The following is a 15,443-nucleotide window of genomic DNA, read 5'->3' on the forward strand; positions in this document are numbered from 1 at the left end:
GTGAGGATGTAGCGCGTCCGGCCGGGACTCCTCTGTCGCTTTCGCGAGTTTCTTCACCGGTAATACCAGGACAACTGGTCGGTAACTCAGGGAAGCCCGGCCGGAAATCACCCGGACACGCCTTCGAGTTGGCGGTAGGTCAGTAGTAGGCTCGCGCCGTTTGTTGACGGAACACCGACGGACGCTCGATGGGCCCCGCAGGCCTGCCGGACGACGGCCGGCCGGGGAACACCCCACCGACCGGAAGACCGGAAGACCACACCGACCGGAGCACCGACGCGACCACCCCGCGACGCGGGACCGAGCTGGGGGAGGCCATGCGCTTTCGCGGGAAGTCCATCCGCAGGAAGATCGTGGCGTTGCTCATGGTGCCGCTCGCCTCCCTCACGGGTCTGTGGGTCTTCGCCACCTACGTCACAGGCCGTGAGGCCGACGAGCTGATGGGCGCGAGTGCCATCGTCGAGGAGGTCGGTCACCCCCTCGAGGACACGATCCGAGCCGTCCAGGACGAGCGCCGCCAGACACTCGTCTTCCTCGCCGACCCGCGGGCCTCGGACGCCCTGCCCCTCCTGCGCCGTCAGCGCGCGGCGACGGACCGGGTCGTGGCCGACGTCCGGCGGAGCGCGACGAGCAAGGACGTCCGCGACAAGCTGAGCGCCGAGTCCGAGGCCAGGCTCGACTCGATCCTCGGTGAGGTCGACGGTCTGGACGCCCTGCGCGGTGCGGTGGAGAAGCGCACCATCGACCGGACCAGGGCGCTGGCGTTCTACAACGGTCTCGTGGACCCCTGCTACCGCTTCCTGAACGGCCTCCACACGATGGAGAACGTGTCGATGGACAAGCAGGTCCGCGCCCTGGTGGGGATCTCCCGCGCCCGCGAGATGCTCTCCCGCGAGGACGCCCTGGTCGCGTCGGGCCTCATCGCGGGCCGGCTCGGCGCCCCCGAGCTGCGTGTCATGTCCGACCTCGCCGCCAGCCGCACGCTCCTGTACGACGTCAACCTCGAACTCCTGCCGGAGAGCGAGCGCGCGCGCATGGAGCAGTACTGGACCAGCCCCGACTCCGAACCCCTGCGCACGGCGGAGCAGAAGCTCATCGCCGCAGGCCCGTTCACCAAGCCGGGCACCATCGACGCCGATCGCTGGCAGGAGGCCGCTCCGCCGGTCCTGGAGCACCTGGCCAACGACGGCACCGAGATGTCCAACCGCTTCCAGGACCGCGCCGAGCCCGCCGGGTACCGCGTCCTGATCCGGGCGGGAGTCGCCGGAGTCCTCGGTTTCGTCGCCCTGCTCGTGTCGGTCTTCGTCTCCGTACGCGTCGGACGCGAGCTCGTCCGCGACCTCTCCCGCCTCCGCAAGGACGCGCACGAGGTGTCCGGGGTGCGCCTGCCCAGCGTGATGCGGCGGCTTGCCGCCGGCGAGCAGGTCGACGTCGAGACCGAAGCACCTCACCTGAATTACGAACGCGACGAGATCGGCCAGGTCGGCCAGGCACTCAACACCCTGCAACGTGCCGCCGTCGAGGCCGCGGTCAAGCAGGCCGACATGCGCCGCGGTGTCTCCGAGGTCTTCGTCAACCTCGCCCGCCGCAACCAGGTGCTCCTGCACCGCCAGCTGACACTCCTGGACGCCATGGAGCGGCGTACGGACGACGGTGACGAGCTCGCCGACCTCTTCCGCCTCGACCACCTGACCACCCGCATGCGCCGCCACGCGGAAGGTCTCGTGATCCTCTCCGGCGCCGCACCGTCCCGGCAGTGGCGCAAGCCGATCCAGCTGATGGACGTGGTGCGCGCGGCGGTCGCCGAGGTGGAGGACTACGAGCGGATCGAGGTCCGCCGCCTGCCCCGCATCGGCGTCGGCGGCCCGGCCGTCGCCGACCTCACCCACCTGATCGCGGAACTCCTGGAGAACGCCACGGTGTTCTCGCCCCCGCACACCGCGGTCCAGGTGCACGGCGAACGCGTGGCCAACGGCTTCACCCTGGAGATCCACGACCGCGGTCTGGGTATGGCACCGGAGGTCCTCCTGGACGCCAATCTGCGCCTCGCCGAGACCCCCGACTTCGAACTGTCCGACACCGACCGGCTCGGCCTCTTCGTCGTCAGCCGGCTCGCCCAGCGGCAGAACGTCAGGGTGTCGCTCCAGACCTCGCCGTACGGAGGGACGTCCGCGGTCGTCTTCATTCCGTCGCAGCTGCTCACCGACGCCCCGGACACCCACGGCACCGGCTTCCGCCTCGACCGCAGGGCCGAGAAGGCGATCGGCGGCCGGCCCGGTGCCGGAGTGCCCGGCAGCGACAAGGCCCGCAGGGACGGCGTCGCCGACATGGACATCCCCGGCAGGCCGTCCGGACTCGCCCCGGTTCCCACCGGCCTCACCGACCCGTCGGTGCTCGACGGCCCCATCGAGATCGAGGGCCCCGTCGGCGCACTGGAACTCACCGACGACCCTTCGCTCGACCGGGCGCTCGACCCGGCACTCGCCCCCGTCCTGGACGGTGTGTCCGACCTCGAGGACACCGAGAGCGAGCGCGGCGGCATCTTCCGGGCCCGCGAACTGCGTCGGGACGCCGATCGCGAGCAGCACCAGCAGGCCTCCGACCCCTCCGACGGCCGGTCGGCCGACGTCCGGCCGATGCGGCGGCCCTCGGGCCCCGTCCCGCTGCCCCGGCGCAAGCCGCCGACGCTCGTCACCGACCGGGGACGCCGCGTCGGCGACGGCGGGCGCTCCCGCCCGGCGCCCTCCGAAGGCCGCACGTCCGCCCAGGGCTCCGACCCCTTCCCCGCGGGCTCCGGGAACCCTTCCGCGGGTGCCGGGACGCCGCGACGCCCCGCCCCCGGACGGTCCGCGCCGGACACCGTGGGCGGGCTCCCTCGCCGGGTCCGGCAGGCCAGCCTCGCCCCACAGCTCCGGGAGGACTCCGCAGCGCGGACTCCCGGAATCGTCCCCGCCGTGACCGACGACGACCTCGAACGTGACGCGGACGAAGTACGCAATCGCATGGCTTCGCTTCAACGCGGCTGGCAGCGCGGCCGCAGGCAGAACGCCGAGGACGTGACCGGCCACGGCGAGACAGCACCAGGAACCACTCCGGGAGGGGACGGTCCATGACCGCACCGAACGCCGCAGCACACAACACCGCACGCCAGGGCTCCGGTGAACTCAACTGGCTCCTCGACGAACTCGTCGAGCGCGTCGCGAGCATCCGCAAGGCGCTGGTGCTCTCCAGTGACGGCCTCGCCACCGGTACGTCCCAGGACCTGACGCGCGAGGACAGCGAGCACCTGGCGGCCGTGGCCTCCGGATTCCACAGCCTCGCCAAGGGTGTGGGCCGCCACTTCGAAGCGGGCCGGGTGCGGCAGACCGTCGTCGAGCTCGACGAGGCCTTCCTCTTCGTCACGGCGGCCGGTGACGGCAGCTGTCTCGCCGTGCTCTCGGACTCCGACTCGGACGTCGGCCAGGTCGCGTACGAGATGACCCTCATGGTCAAGCGCGTGGGGGTCCACCTGGCCAACGCCCCCCGGACCACCGGTATGCCCGCCGGAGGGTGAGGGCAGGGCATGAGCGCCGACTCCGTCCGGGACGCCGCGTCCGAGGCACCGTCCGCAAGCGCCGGTGCGGACCCCTCCCGCTGGTACGACGCCGAAGCGGGCCCTGTGGTCCGGCCCTACGCGATGACCCGCGGGCGCACCAGCAGCGCGACCCGTCACCGTCTCGACCTGATCGCGATCGTCGTCCCCGAGCCGGCGGCCGACGATCCCGGCCGGGACCAGACGCTCTCCCCGGAACACGTGGAGATCGTCGAACTGTGCAGCGACATGCCCCAGTCGATCGCCGAACTCGCCTCCGGACTGGACCTCCCCGTCGGGGTGGTCCGGGTCCTGGTCGGTGACCTCGTCGAGGACGAACTGGTGCACGTCACACGTCCCGTTCCGCCGGCCGAGCTGCCGGACGTGAACATTCTTCGCGAGGTGATCAATGGCCTTCGGGCGCTCTAGCCGCAGCAAGCGGCCCGTCGAGCCCGTCACCCTGAAAATCCTGGTTGCGGGCGGCTTCGGAGTGGGCAAGACGACCCTGGTGGGGGCGGTCAGCGAGATCAGACCCCTGCGCACGGAGGAGCGGCTCAGCGAGGCGGGCCGCCCCGTCGACGACGTCGCGGGGGTCGAGGGCAAGAACACCACCACGGTGGCGATGGACTTCGGCCGCATCACCCTGCGCGAGGACCTGGTCCTCTACCTGTTCGGCACCCCGGGGCAGGACCGCTTCTGGTTCCTCTGGGACGAGTTGGCCCAAGGCGCCCTCGGGGCCGTGGTCCTCGCGGACACCCGCAGGCTTGCGGACTGCTTCGCGGCGGTCGACTACTTCGAGAGCCGGCGCATCCCCTTCACGGTGGCGGTGAACGTGTTCGACGACGCCGGCGAGTTCTCCACCGGGACGGTGCGGGCGGCGCTCGACCTCGACCCCGAGGTGCCCGTACTGCTCTGTGACGCACGCGACCGGAACTCCGCGAGGGACGTACTGGTCGCCGTCGTGGAACACGCCCTGGCCCGTGCCGACCAGCTCCGGGAACCCGTCAGGACATGACACCGGGAACGCGGCCCGTACCCCCGCCGACCGGGGTACGGGCCGCGCGTACGGTGCCGCCCGCAGCGGGCGTGGAAGGAGTCTTCACCCGGGGTGACGGGCCGTCAACCCTGTGCGTGCAGGGGATCGTCAGGTGTTCTCCGCGAGCCACTCGGACGCGGTGTCCGCCAGCTCCCTGTCGCGTCCGGCGAGCATCATCCCGATCATCTGCGCGTCACCGCGCAGTGACCACGCGGGGTGCCCGAACGTCGCCGGATTGTTCCTCTCGATGAGGAAGTGCGCCGGCCACGCGGTGCCGTACCCGATCAGCGGCAGCGCCAGCGCGTACCGCTTCCGGCCCCGGGCCAGCCCGTGGACGGTGATCGCCAGCCCGGTCAGAGTCCCGGTCAGATGAATCCACCGGGTGGCGGTCCGGGAGTGCATGGCGACGTAATAGGGCCAGAACTCTTCATATGAACCGAACGTCTGCTGTGACATGGAGGCACCGTAACTGCTCGGACGGCAACCGGACACGCCTGTTCGGCGTCCGAGAACAAGAACGGGCGGCCGGAGCCCACGGGGGTGGTCCCGGTCGCCCGTTCCCCTCGCAGCAGGTCCGTTCAGCGGCCCGCGACGGAACGCCTGCTCACCGGGAAGTCGAAGTAGGTGTCGGGGAAGAGCTCGGGCTTGTAGGTGAAGTGCCACCACTCCTCGGCCAGGTTCACGAAACCCAGGCCGGTGAGCGTGGTCTTGAGGAACTGCCGGTTGGCGCGCTGGGGGCCCTGGACCCGCGGGTCGTCGGTGTGCGACAGGGTGTCGAAGCAGTCGTAGCCCGTGCCCATGTCCACCGAGTTGTCGGGGAACCGCTCGGCCTTGGGCGCGTAGCAGGGTGCCAGCTCCTCACCCGGCTCGTACGGCCTGGTCGGCAGCGCGGGCAGTCTCACGAGGGTGAGGTCCACCGTGCTGCCCCGGCTGTGCCCGGACTTCTCCGCGATGTAGCCGTCCTCGAACAGCCGCGTCTTGTCGACCTTGGGATAGAACTCGTTCTTCATCGCCTGGTCGTCGAGATCCTTCGCCCAGCGCACGAAGTGGTCCACCGCCCGCTGCGGCCGGTAGCAGTCGTAGACCTTGAGCGAGTAGCCCTCGCGCAGCAGGCTGCGCTGAGCGGTGCGCAGTGCCCGGGCGGCCGGGCGGGTCAGGATGCAGACCGGCCGGCGGTAGCCGTCCACCGGCTCTCCCATGAAGTTGTGCGCGGTGGTGTAGCGCATCTCCGTGATGATCGTCGGATCGACGGAACGGAGGTCGACGAACTCCGGGGGAGCCTTGGGTTCGGACGCGGCCGTCGCCGCCGGGGCGGCGGCCGCCACGGCGAGCAGGGCCGAGCAGGTGGCGGTCAGGGTGCGGAGGGCACGAGCAATTCCTGTCATGGCCACACCGTCTATCAGCTTCGGGGCCGCAAGAGAAGAGTGATCGGACACGGCCCGCCCCGCGAAGCCGATACAGTCCGCCCCGTGAAGGACTCCCACTGCGGCAACTGCGGAGCCCGGTACGCCGCCGGCACCTGGCCCCGTACCTGCACCGCCTGCGGCCACACCGCCTACCGCAACCCGCTGCCCGTCGCCGTCGCGCTCCTGCCGGTCACCTCACCGCACGGCACCGGCCTCGTCGTCATCACCCGCACCATCCCACCGCACCAGGGCGGCATCGCCCTGCCCGGCGGCTTCATCGACGGGACCGAGGACTGGCGCCACGCCGTCGTGCGCGAACTGCGCGAGGAGACCGGAATCCTGGCGGACGAGGCGGACGTACGCCTCGCCGACGCACTCAGCTCGCCGGGCGGCCACCTGCTCCTCTTCGGACTGCTCCCGGCGCGCCCCGCCGAGGAGCTCCCGCCCCCTGCCCCGACGGACGAGACAGCGGGACACCACCTGCTCCACGCGCCGGACGAACTCGCCTTCCCTCTGCACACCGAGGCCGTACGCGCCTGGTTCGCAGGCCGCTACCGCTGACCGGGGTCCGCCGCCCCCCGCACGCGCACCGGATACGCCACCGCCCCCTCCTCGCCGTCCCGCTCGACCACCACCCGCCCGGCCACCAGCCGCGACGTGTAACGCTCGACCTCCGCCGGCGCCCACCCGTCGCCCGAGTCCCGCACGACCGTCCCGCCGCCGGCCCGCCCCGGAGACGGAGCCCACACCTCCAGCTCCAGGCCCCCGTCCGCGCCCCGCACCGGAATCACCGCACCGGCCCGCGCCAGCACCGGAATCCGCGCCCGCGGGGCGTCCACCACCACCTGCCCCGGCCCCTCGTACGCCCGCCCGGTCGCCGTGTCGTACCACCTGCCCCGGGGCAGCCGGACCGCCCGCCGCTCCGCGCCCTCCTCCAGCACCGGCGCCACCAGCAGCGCGTCACCCAGCAGGAACGCGTCCTCGCACTCCCGCAGCGCGCGGTCGCCGGGCGCGCTCCACCACAACGGCCGCACGTACGGCGCACCCGTCAGCCGCGCCGTCTGCGCCAGTGTCACGAAGTACGGGCGCAGCCGCTCCCGCTCCTCCAGCGCGGCCCTCGCGTGCGTGAGCACCTCCGGCCCGAACTCCCACGGCTCCCGGCGCCCCGCGTCGATGGCCGAGTGCGTACGGAACAGCGGCATGTACGCACCCAGCTGGAACCAGCGCAGGTACAGCTCCGGCGACGGCGACCCGTCGAACCCGCCCACATCGGGCCCCGAGTACGGAACCCCGCACAGCCCCAGCCCCAGCACCAGCGCCAGCGACGCCCGAAGACCCGGCCACCCCGTGGCCACGTCGCCTGACCAGGTACCGCCGTACCGTTGCATCCCTGCCCAGCCCGAACGGGAGAACAGGAACGGCCGCTCGTCGGGGCGCAGCCTGCGCAGCCCCTCGTACCCGGCTCGCGCCATCGCCAGGGCGTACACGTTGTGGGCCTCCCGGTGGTCACCGCCCCGGCCCTCCATCACGTGCCGTGCCGAAAGCGGCAGCGACGGATCCCCGAAGGCCGAGAACGACACCGGCTCGTTCATGTCGTGCCACACCCCGGAGAACCCCTGGCCCAGCCGCTCCTCGTACAGCCCGCCCCACCACTCCCGCACCAGCGGATCGGTGAAGTCCGGATACACGCACTCACCCGGCCACACCTCTCCCAGCACCGGACACCCCGCCGCGTCACGCACGAACGCGCCCTCTGCGCCGACCTCACCGCCGCTGTCGTACACCGCGTTACCCGTCGACGCCCGCACCGCCGGATCGACGATCGACACCAGCCGGACACCGTCCTCCCGCAGCTCCTCGGCCAGCGTCGGCAGCTCCGGGAACCTCTCCCGGTCGACGGTGAAGACCTGGTGCGCGTCGTAGTGGTCGATGTCCAGGTGCAGCACCGACAGCGGAAGCCCCCGCTCCCGGTACCCGGCCACGATCCGCCGCACCTCCCGCTCGCCGCCGAACCCCCACCGCGCGTGCTGCGGACCCAGCGCCCACGACGGCGGCAACGCCGGCGCACCCGTCAGAGCCGTCCAACTCCGCAGCACCCTGGCCGGAGTGCCCACGACCACCCAGCAGCGCAGCGGACCGCCCTCCATCCGCACCTCGCAGGTGCCGGGGCGGTCGTGTCCCGACCCGGCGCCCTCCTCGCCCTCCCGCAGCGTCACCCGGCCCGCCCAGGAGTTGTCGTGGAACGCCAGATGGGTCCCCGCGTCCGAGACCACCACCTGCACCGGCATCGTGAGGTACAGCGGATCGTCCCCGGGACCGAAACGCCCGCCGGGGTCGGTGTTCCACAACCGGTACGTCCCCGCCCGCAGCCTCGGCCCGCCCGCCCGGCCGCCCAGCCCGAAGAAGCGGGCATCGGCAGGGACCTCCGACCGCTGCACCCACCGGGCCGTGCCTCCCGCCACCGTCTCCCACCAGCGCGGCGGCAGGTCACGCCGCAGCACCACCCCGCCCGGCGTACGCAGTTCCACCGCCCCGTGCCGCGACACGGCGACCGTCAGCCGCTCCGACACCACCTGCCAGCCACCGTTCTTGTCCGGCTCCAGCCGCGCCCGCCGGTCCGGCTCCGGCTCGTCCCCCGGCAGTGCGTACGAGGGCAGCGGTTCCGCACCCTCCCAGGACCAGAACACCGCACCGCCCACCGCGACCCGGACCCGCAGCTCCGAGCGGGCGAACCGCACCACCCCGCCGCCCGGACCCGGCTCCGCACCGACGAGGAGCCCCGGCACCCGGGCCCGCTCCGCACCGCGCGGCGCAAGCGCCCGGGCATCCGCACGCCGACGCCGCCAGGCCGAGCGCACCGTGCGCACCCCCCGCACGGAGCCGACCAATTTCACCGAGCGCACCAGGTCACGACCATCCATACGGGCCACCCTGCCATCCGCCCGGACGGAAGAGTGCTCCGTTCAGCTTCCGTTCACCTGTGGCTCCACCACACAGCCGGACACGCAACCATGGCCGGGGGACCCTGGTGCGCAAGACGATCACATGGCATCGTCCGTAGGTGCCGTTCACGCGCACACCCCAGCCCGTGCGCGACGCACGCAGACCCCGCGTAGACCCCGAAAGGCCAGGGAACCTCCATGACCTCAGCAGCCGGCGACGCCCCCCTCTGGCAGCCCGAGCCCGAGCGCATCGAGGCCGCCGCCGTCACCCGCTTCCAGCGATGGGCGGCCGAGCACCACGGAGCACCGGCCGACGGGGGATACGCGGCGCTGCACCGCTGGTCGGTCGACGCCCTCGACACCTTCTGGCAGGCCGTCGCCGAGTGGTTCGACGTACGCTTCTCCACCCCCTACGAAGCCGTCATCGGTGACCGCGCCATGCCCGGCGCCCAGTGGTTCCCCGGCGCCACCCTCAACTACGCCGAGCACGCCCTGCGCACGGCCGACGACCCGCTCCGCGCCGACGCCCCCGCCCTGCTGTACGTCGACGAGACCCACACCCAGGTCTCCGTCAGCTGGAACGAACTCCGCCGCCAGGTGGGCTCGCTGGCAGCCGAACTCCGCGCCCTGGACGTCCGCCCCGGCGACCGGATCAGCGGATACCTGCCCAACATCCCGCAGGCCGTCGTCGCGTTCCTCGCCACCGCCGCCGTCGGCGGCGTATGGACCTCCTGCGCCCCCGACTTCGGCGCCCGCAGCGTGCTCGACCGCTTCCAGCAGGTCGAACCCGTCGTACTGTTCACCGTCGACGGCTACCGCTACGGCGGCAAGGAACACGACCGCACCGCCACCGTGGCCGAGCTCCGTGGTGAGCTCCCCGGCCTGCGCGCCGTCGTGCACATCCCGCTCCTCGGCACGGACGCGCCCGAAGGCGCCCTCGAATGGTCCGCGCTCACGGCCGCCGACCTCGAACCGGTCTTCGAGCAGGTCCCCTTCGAGCACCCGCTCTGGGTCCTCTACTCCTCCGGCACGACGGGGCTCCCGAAGGCGATCGTCCAGTCCCAGGGCGGCATCCTCCTCGAACACTTCAAGCAGATCGGCCTGCACTGCGACCTCGGTCCCGACGACCGCTTCTTCTGGTACACCTCCACCGGCTGGATGATGTGGAACTTCCTCGTCTCCGGGCTGCTCACCGGCACCACCCTCGTGCTGTACGACGGCAGCCCCGGCCACCCGGACGTGGGAGCCCAGTGGCGGGTGGCCGAACAGACGGGCGCGACCCTCTTCGGCACCTCGGCCGCCTACGTCATGGCCTGCCGCAAGGCCGGCGTCCACCCCGGCCGCGACCACGACCTCAGCCGCGTCCAGTGCGTCGCCACCACAGGCTCGCCGCTCCCGCCCGACGGCTTCCGCTGGCTGCACGACCAGGTCTCCGAGGACCTCTGGATCGCCTCGGTCAGCGGCGGGACGGACGTCTGCAGCTGCTTCGCCGGGGCGGTTCCCACCCTGCCCGTCCACATCGGCGAGCTCCAGGCCCCCTGCCTCGGCACGGACCTCCAGTCATGGGACCCGGCCGGCCAACCGCTCACCGGCGAGGTCGGTGAACTGGTCGTCACCGCGCCGATGCCCTCGATGCCGGTGCGCTTCTGGAACGACCCCGACGGCAGCCGGTACCACGACAGCTACTTCGACATGTACCCCGGCGTCTGGCGCCACGGGGACTGGATCACCCTCACCGACCGCGGATCGGTCGTCATCCACGGCCGCTCGGACTCCACCCTCAACCGGCAGGGGGTGCGCATGGGTTCCGCAGACATCTACGAGGCGGTCGAACGGCTCCCCGAGATCCGCGAGTCCCTCGTCATCGGCCTCGAAGAACCGGACGGCGGCTACTGGATGCCACTCTTCGTCCACCTCGCCGACGGCGCCACACTCGACGACGGCCTCCGCGACAGCATCAAGCGCACCATCAGGGAGAACCTGTCGCCACGGCACGTGCCGGACGAGGTCATCGAGGTCCCCGGGATCCCGCACACCCTCACGGGCAAGCGCATCGAGGTCCCGGTCAAGCGGCTGCTCCAGGGCACGGCGCTCTCCAAGGCGGTCAACCCGGGCTCGGTCGACGACATCGAACTCCTGCACTTCTACGAGGAACTCGCCCGCGCCCGCCGCTGATACCGCTCCGGAGCGGACCGTTGTCAGTCCCCCTGATTACGCTGAGTGAGCATCGTTCGACAGCGCACAGGGGGACACATGGCGCACATCAAGCAGACCAGGCGCACCCGGCACCAATCCGGAACGTCCATGCGGCGAGCGCTCCGCCGCGAAGTACCCAGCACCGTCGGCCTCCTGGTCGACCCCGAGGACTTCGCGGCGATGCGTCACTACCGGAGCTTCACCTTCGACGACCACGCCGTCTACCTGCGGCAGGTCGAATCCCTGCTGCGTACACTCGCCGCACAGGGCACGCACACCACCGTCGCCCTCTTCGACCCCGAGGACTACGCGGACTTCTGTACGGAATCGGGCCTCGACCCGGACGCGCACGCGAGCCGCAGCCGCTTCACCGCCGAGATCGCCGCCTCCGGGGCCACGGTCGCGTACACCGGCCAGCCCATCGACGCCCTCGTCCCACTCCTCGTCTCACGCGCCGTCCGCCGCGCGACCTGGGAGTACGCCACCATGCTGCTCGCCGGCCTCGGCGACTGCGCGGACTGCGGCCAGGACATCGGCCGGGCCTCCTTCGACCGGGCCTCGCACCTCCTGTCGCGGTTGCTGGCCGCCGCAGGTCCGGGCACCCACCACATCGTCTGCAGCACGCCGACGGAGTCCGAGCAGCTCCTCGCCGTGCTCCGCACCAGGCGGGACACGGACGGACCGGCCGACCTGGAGCCGTCGGAAGGGGCGGAGTTCGCCACCGTGCTCGCTGTCGGTGTGGCACTCGAGACCCGGGGCGGCGTCGTCCTGCGCACCACGGCACCGGACATCCCGGACCGCGTGCACGGCTGGCGGCTGAACCGCGGAACCCTCGTACCCCTCACGGAGGGCGAGGTCTTCGGCGCCTACTGCACCGACGCCGACACCGGCGAGCCCGTACCGCCCGAACCCGGTGTCGAGTACCGCGCCGGGTTCGACCTCGGAGCCGACGAACCGGAGGCCCACCACTGACGCACGAAGGGGGTCCCACCGCCCGCGGTGGGACCCCCTTCACACCCGGCGCGCATCCGCGAGCCCGCGGATGTCACTCGCCGGACAGCACCGCCTGCGCCGCGAGCCGTGCTTCCGCGGCGGAGTCCGCCGCGCGCGCCGCGGAGGCCGCGCGCTCGCACTGCGCGAGCGTGTGCTTCGCCAGAGTGGCCCGCACGTAGGGGATGGACGCGGCGCCCATCGACAGGGAGGTGACACCCAGACCGGTCAGCACACACGCCAGCAGCGGGTCCGAAGCGGCCTCGCCGCAGACACCGCAGCTCTTGCCCTCGGCCCTGGCCGAGTCGGCGGACATGGCGACCAGGTCCAGCAGCGCCGGCTGCCAGGGGTCCTGCAGCCGCGACACGGCGCCCACCTGACGGTCTGCGGCGAAGGTGTACTGCGCCAGGTCGTTGGTACCCAGCGACAGGAACTCCACCTCCTGCAGGATGGAGCGGGCCCTCAGCGCGGCGGACGGAATCTCCACCATCGCGCCGAACTTCGCCTGGAGTCCGGCCTCACGGCAGGCATCGGCGAACGCCTTGGCATCCGCACGGTCGGCGACCATCGGGGCCATGACCTCGAGGTAGACAGGCAGCCCCTCGGCAGCCCGCGACAGCGCGGTCAGCTGTGTCCGCAGCACATCGGGGTGGTCCAGCAGGCTGCGCAGCCCCCGCACACCCAGCGCCGGATTCGGCTCGTCCGCGGGTGTCAGGAAATCCAGCGGCTTGTCCGCGCCGGCGTCCAGCACCCGCACGACGACACGCCCCTCGGGGAACGCCTCCAGCACCGCGCGGTACGCGGCGATCTGCTTCTCCTCGGAGGGTGCCTGCTTGCTGTCGTCCAGGAAGAGGAACTCCGTACGGAACAGCCCGACGCCCTCCGCACCCGCCTCGACCGCCGCCGGCACGTCGGCGGGACCGCCCACATTCGCGAGCAGCGGGACCTTGTGACCGTCGGAGGTGGCGCCGGGACCGGTCACGGCGGTCAGAGCCGCCTTGCGGGCGGCCGAGGCGCTCTCCATCTCGGCGCGCTTCTCGGCGCTCGGCTCGACGAAGACCTCACCGGTGCTGCCGTCGACGGCCACGACCGTGCCCTCGGCGATCTCGCCGGCTCCGGGAAGCGCCACGACGGCCGGCACCCCGAGCGCCCGCGCGAGGATCGCGCTGTGGCTGGTGGGCCCGCCCTCCTCGGTGACGAAACCCAGCACCAGCGCGGGGTCGAGCAGGGCCGTGTCGGCGGGAGCCAGGTCACGCGCGATCAGCACATAGGGCTCGTCGCTGTCCGGCACGCCCGGCATCGGGACACCGAGCAGCCTGGCCACGATCCGGTTCCGCACGTCGTCGAGGTCGGCAACGCGCCCCGCCAGGTACTCCCCGGCGTTGGCCAGCAGAGCCCGGTAAGCGGCGAACGCGTCGTACACCCCGCGCTCGGCGGTGCTGCCGACAGCGATGCGACGGTCGACGTCGGCGATGAGCTCGGGGTCCTGCGCCATCATGGCCTGGGCCTCCAGCACGTGCTGTGCCTCGCCACCCGCCAGATTGCCGCGCGCGATGAGGTCGGCCGCAACAGCTTCGACCGCCTGACGGGCACGCCCCTGCTCGCGCCCTGCCTCTTCCGCGGGAATCTGCTTGGCCGGCGGCTCCAGCACGGCCGTACCCATGTGCCGAACTTCGCCGATCGCCACACCGTGACTCACGCCGACGCCTCGCAGCGTTGTCTCCATTTCACCGTCTCCGATTGTGCGGTGACTGCGCCACCACGGTTGATGCCCAACTGGCCGGGTACCGCGCTACACCGCGCGGAATGGGGTCACTGCCAGCCGAACAGTGCGTCGCCGATCTTCACGTCTCCGTCCTCGCGGACCTCGGAGAGGGATTCAGCCGTGGCCTCCAGAGCCACGACCGGACAGATCGCCGACTTGCCGGCGGCTTCCACGGCGGCCGGGTCCCAGCGCACGATGCCCTGGCCACGGGTCACCGTGTCCCCCTTGTTGACGAGAAGCTCGAAGCCCTGGCCGTTGAGCTGCACGGTGTCGATCCCGAGGTGGGTCAGTACTCCGTGCCCCTGGTCGTCGACGACCACGAAGGCGTGGGGGTGGAGGGATACGACGATTCCGTCGACCGGCGAGACGGCCTCGGAAGGCTCGCGCACGGGGTCGATGGCGGTACCGGGACCGACCATCGCTCCGGAGAACACCGGGTCGGGAACCGCAGTGAGTCCGATGACGCGGCCGGCGAGAGGGGACGTCACTGTTGTCATGGAGAGCCTCCAGGGGGTGGGGGTCCGTAGGTCACCGCCACGGCTGATGTAGGGCGGCGTACTGATCAGCAGCGTAAGTCATATGAAGTCCTGGTTCCGCCCGAGAGCTACCGGTTGACGGACCTAGGGACGCTCCGGAAACGATTTGCCTCGCCTCACAGAGGCCTGTACTGTCGTACCCCTGCCTGACCCCAACGGGACTTCGAGCCCGGAGTCGGCAGCGACTTCCAAGCCCAGACTCTAACCCTGATCCTCCTCCGGCATGCCCGCGAGACGTGGTCAAGGGAATAGGAAAAGGCCTGATAGAGTCGGACTCGCCGGAAAGGGAAACGCGAAAGCGAAGAACTGGAAAGCGGAACAAGTATTACCCGCTTCGGCCGGGAATCGGACGCGAAAGAGTCTGATAGAGTCGGAAACGCAAGAACGAAGGGAAGCGCCCGGAGGGGCCCGGTGAAACGGGACCGAAGGAAGCGTCCGTTCCTTGAGAACTCAACAGCGTGCCAAAAGTCAACGCCAGATATGTTGATACCCCGGCCTGTTTCGGCAGGTTGGTGGTTCCTTTGAAAAAGTCCTGTGGGGTCTTCGGGCCTGGCAGGCAACAACAGCGAGGACGCTGTGAACAGCCGGTCTTATTCCGACCTGGTTGTTCCGCTCTCGTGTTGTGATCCCGATTACGGGAAAACATTCACGGAGAGTTTGATCCTGGCTCAGGACGAACGCTGGCGGCGTGCTTAACACATGCAAGTCGAACGATGAAGCCTTTCGGGGTGGATTAGTGGCGAACGGGTGAGTAACACGTGGGCAATCTGCCCTTCACTCTGGGACAAGCCCTGGAAACGGGGTCTAATACCGGATAACACTCTGTCCCGCATGGGACGGGGTTAAAAGCTCCGGCGGTGAAGGATGAGCCCGCGGCCTATCAGCTTGTTGGTGGGGTGATGGCCTACCAAGGCGACGACGGGTAGCCGGCCTGAGAGGGCGACCGGCCACACTGGGACTGAGACACGGCCCAGACTCCTACGGGAGGCAGCAGTGGGGAA

Annotated in this window: 12 protein-coding genes and 1 rRNA gene; 8 read left to right on the forward strand and 5 right to left on the reverse strand. The window is 71.0% G+C overall.

Annotated elements, in window-relative coordinates; all coding sequences use genetic code 11:
* Positions 1-317: 317 nt before the first annotated feature.
* Genes AB0I83_RS16570 through AB0I83_RS16585 form a run of 4 tightly spaced genes read left to right on the forward strand, consistent with a single transcriptional unit; the run spans position 318 to position 4,586 of the window.
* Positions 318-3,113 (forward strand): nitrate- and nitrite sensing domain-containing protein, encoded by a 2,796-nt coding sequence (locus AB0I83_RS16570; RefSeq protein ID WP_363305034.1) that lies wholly within the window; start codon positions 318-320, stop codon positions 3,111-3,113.
* A complete protein-coding gene (locus AB0I83_RS16575; RefSeq protein WP_356536979.1) occupies positions 3,110-3,553 on the forward strand; it encodes a roadblock/LC7 domain-containing protein in 444 nt (147 codons plus the stop codon). Before AB0I83_RS16570 ends, AB0I83_RS16575 begins: the two co-directional genes overlap by 4 nt.
* A gap of 9 nt (positions 3,554-3,562) precedes the next feature.
* On the forward strand, positions 3,563-4,000 hold the full coding sequence (locus AB0I83_RS16580; RefSeq protein ID WP_356536980.1) for a DUF742 domain-containing protein: 438 nt from the start codon (positions 3,563-3,565) through the stop codon (positions 3,998-4,000).
* Positions 3,981-4,586, forward strand: coding sequence for an ATP/GTP-binding protein (locus tag AB0I83_RS16585; RefSeq protein ID WP_356536981.1), 606 nt, complete (start codon positions 3,981-3,983; stop codon positions 4,584-4,586). The genes AB0I83_RS16580 and AB0I83_RS16585 overlap by 20 nt, the downstream gene beginning before the upstream one ends.
* Positions 4,587-4,715: 129 nt before the next feature.
* Here AB0I83_RS16585 and AB0I83_RS16590 read toward each other — a convergent pair whose 3' ends face one another.
* Positions 4,716-5,063, reverse strand: a complete 348-nt coding sequence (locus AB0I83_RS16590) for a DUF962 domain-containing protein (protein WP_356842649.1) — start codon at positions 5,061-5,063, stop codon at positions 4,716-4,718.
* A 122-nt stretch (positions 5,064-5,185) separates the two neighbouring features.
* The gene (locus AB0I83_RS16595; protein WP_363305035.1) at positions 5,186-5,992 is read right to left on the reverse strand and encodes a M15 family metallopeptidase; all 807 of its coding nucleotides are present in this window, start codon (positions 5,990-5,992) and stop codon (positions 5,186-5,188) included.
* A gap of 84 nt (positions 5,993-6,076) precedes the next feature.
* Between AB0I83_RS16595 and AB0I83_RS16600 the strand changes: the two genes are divergently transcribed.
* On the forward strand, positions 6,077-6,574 hold the full coding sequence (locus AB0I83_RS16600; protein ID WP_356536987.1) for an NUDIX domain-containing protein: 498 nt from the start codon (positions 6,077-6,079) through the stop codon (positions 6,572-6,574).
* Here the strand turns inward: AB0I83_RS16600 and AB0I83_RS16605 are convergent.
* The gene (locus AB0I83_RS16605; protein WP_363305036.1) at positions 6,565-8,934 is read right to left on the reverse strand and encodes a glycoside hydrolase family 31 protein; all 2,370 of its coding nucleotides are present in this window, start codon (positions 8,932-8,934) and stop codon (positions 6,565-6,567) included. The two genes, AB0I83_RS16600 and AB0I83_RS16605, sit on opposite strands and share 10 nt — an antisense overlap.
* 219 nt (positions 8,935-9,153) lie before the next feature.
* Between AB0I83_RS16605 and AB0I83_RS16610 the strand changes: the two genes are divergently transcribed.
* Positions 9,154-11,130, forward strand: a complete 1,977-nt coding sequence (locus AB0I83_RS16610) for an acetoacetate--CoA ligase (RefSeq protein WP_363305037.1) — start codon at positions 9,154-9,156, stop codon at positions 11,128-11,130.
* Between the two features lie 78 nt (positions 11,131-11,208).
* Entirely contained in the window at positions 11,209-12,123 is a 915-nt protein-coding gene (locus AB0I83_RS16615) for a hypothetical protein (protein WP_363305038.1), read from the forward strand.
* Positions 12,124-12,196: 73 nt separating this feature from the next.
* Here the strand turns inward: AB0I83_RS16615 and ptsP are convergent, their stop codons facing one another.
* A complete protein-coding gene (gene ptsP / locus AB0I83_RS16620; RefSeq protein ID WP_363305039.1) occupies positions 12,197-13,867 on the reverse strand; it encodes a phosphoenolpyruvate--protein phosphotransferase in 1,671 nt (556 codons plus the stop codon).
* A gap of 86 nt (positions 13,868-13,953) precedes the next feature.
* Positions 13,954-14,403: a PTS glucose transporter subunit IIA gene (locus AB0I83_RS16625; RefSeq protein WP_363305040.1), complete on the reverse strand. Its 450-nt coding sequence runs from the start codon at positions 14,401-14,403 to the stop codon at positions 13,954-13,956.
* Positions 14,404-15,087: 684 nt separating this feature from the next.
* On the opposite strand from AB0I83_RS16625, the gene AB0I83_RS16630 reads away from it, so the two are divergent.
* Positions 15,088-15,443: ribosomal RNA gene (locus AB0I83_RS16630) — 16S ribosomal RNA — on the forward strand; the annotation flags it as partial.

The sequence above is a fragment of the Streptomyces sp. NPDC049970 genome, assembly GCF_040660235.1.
Taxonomy (GTDB): Bacteria; Actinomycetota; Actinomycetes; order Streptomycetales; family Streptomycetaceae; genus Streptomyces.

What these genes read in the sequence shown, in the direction of transcription:
- AB0I83_RS16575 (WP_356536979.1), top strand. Translation starts at nt 3,110, where the DNA reads ATGACCGCACCGAACGCCGCAGCACACAACACCGCACGCCAGGGCTCC.
- AB0I83_RS16585 (WP_356536981.1), top strand. Translation starts at nt 3,981, where the DNA reads ATGGCCTTCGGGCGCTCTAGCCGCAGCAAGCGGCCCGTCGAGCCCGTC.
- AB0I83_RS16570 (WP_363305034.1), top strand. Translation starts at nt 318, where the DNA reads ATGCGCTTTCGCGGGAAGTCCATCCGCAGGAAGATCGTGGCGTTGCTC.
- AB0I83_RS16625 (WP_363305040.1), bottom strand. Translation starts at nt 14,403, where the DNA reads ATGACAACAGTGACGTCCCCTCTCGCCGGCCGCGTCATCGGACTCACT.
- ptsP (WP_363305039.1), bottom strand. Translation starts at nt 13,867, where the DNA reads ATGGAGACAACGCTGCGAGGCGTCGGCGTGAGTCACGGTGTGGCGATC.
- AB0I83_RS16590 (WP_356842649.1), bottom strand. Translation starts at nt 5,063, where the DNA reads ATGTCACAGCAGACGTTCGGTTCATATGAAGAGTTCTGGCCCTATTAC.
- AB0I83_RS16595 (WP_363305035.1), bottom strand. Translation starts at nt 5,992, where the DNA reads ATGACAGGAATTGCTCGTGCCCTCCGCACCCTGACCGCCACCTGCTCG.
- AB0I83_RS16615 (WP_363305038.1), top strand. Translation starts at nt 11,209, where the DNA reads ATGGCGCACATCAAGCAGACCAGGCGCACCCGGCACCAATCCGGAACG.
- AB0I83_RS16580 (WP_356536980.1), top strand. Translation starts at nt 3,563, where the DNA reads ATGAGCGCCGACTCCGTCCGGGACGCCGCGTCCGAGGCACCGTCCGCA.
- AB0I83_RS16605 (WP_363305036.1), bottom strand. Translation starts at nt 8,934, where the DNA reads ATGGATGGTCGTGACCTGGTGCGCTCGGTGAAATTGGTCGGCTCCGTG.
- AB0I83_RS16610 (WP_363305037.1), top strand. Translation starts at nt 9,154, where the DNA reads ATGACCTCAGCAGCCGGCGACGCCCCCCTCTGGCAGCCCGAGCCCGAG.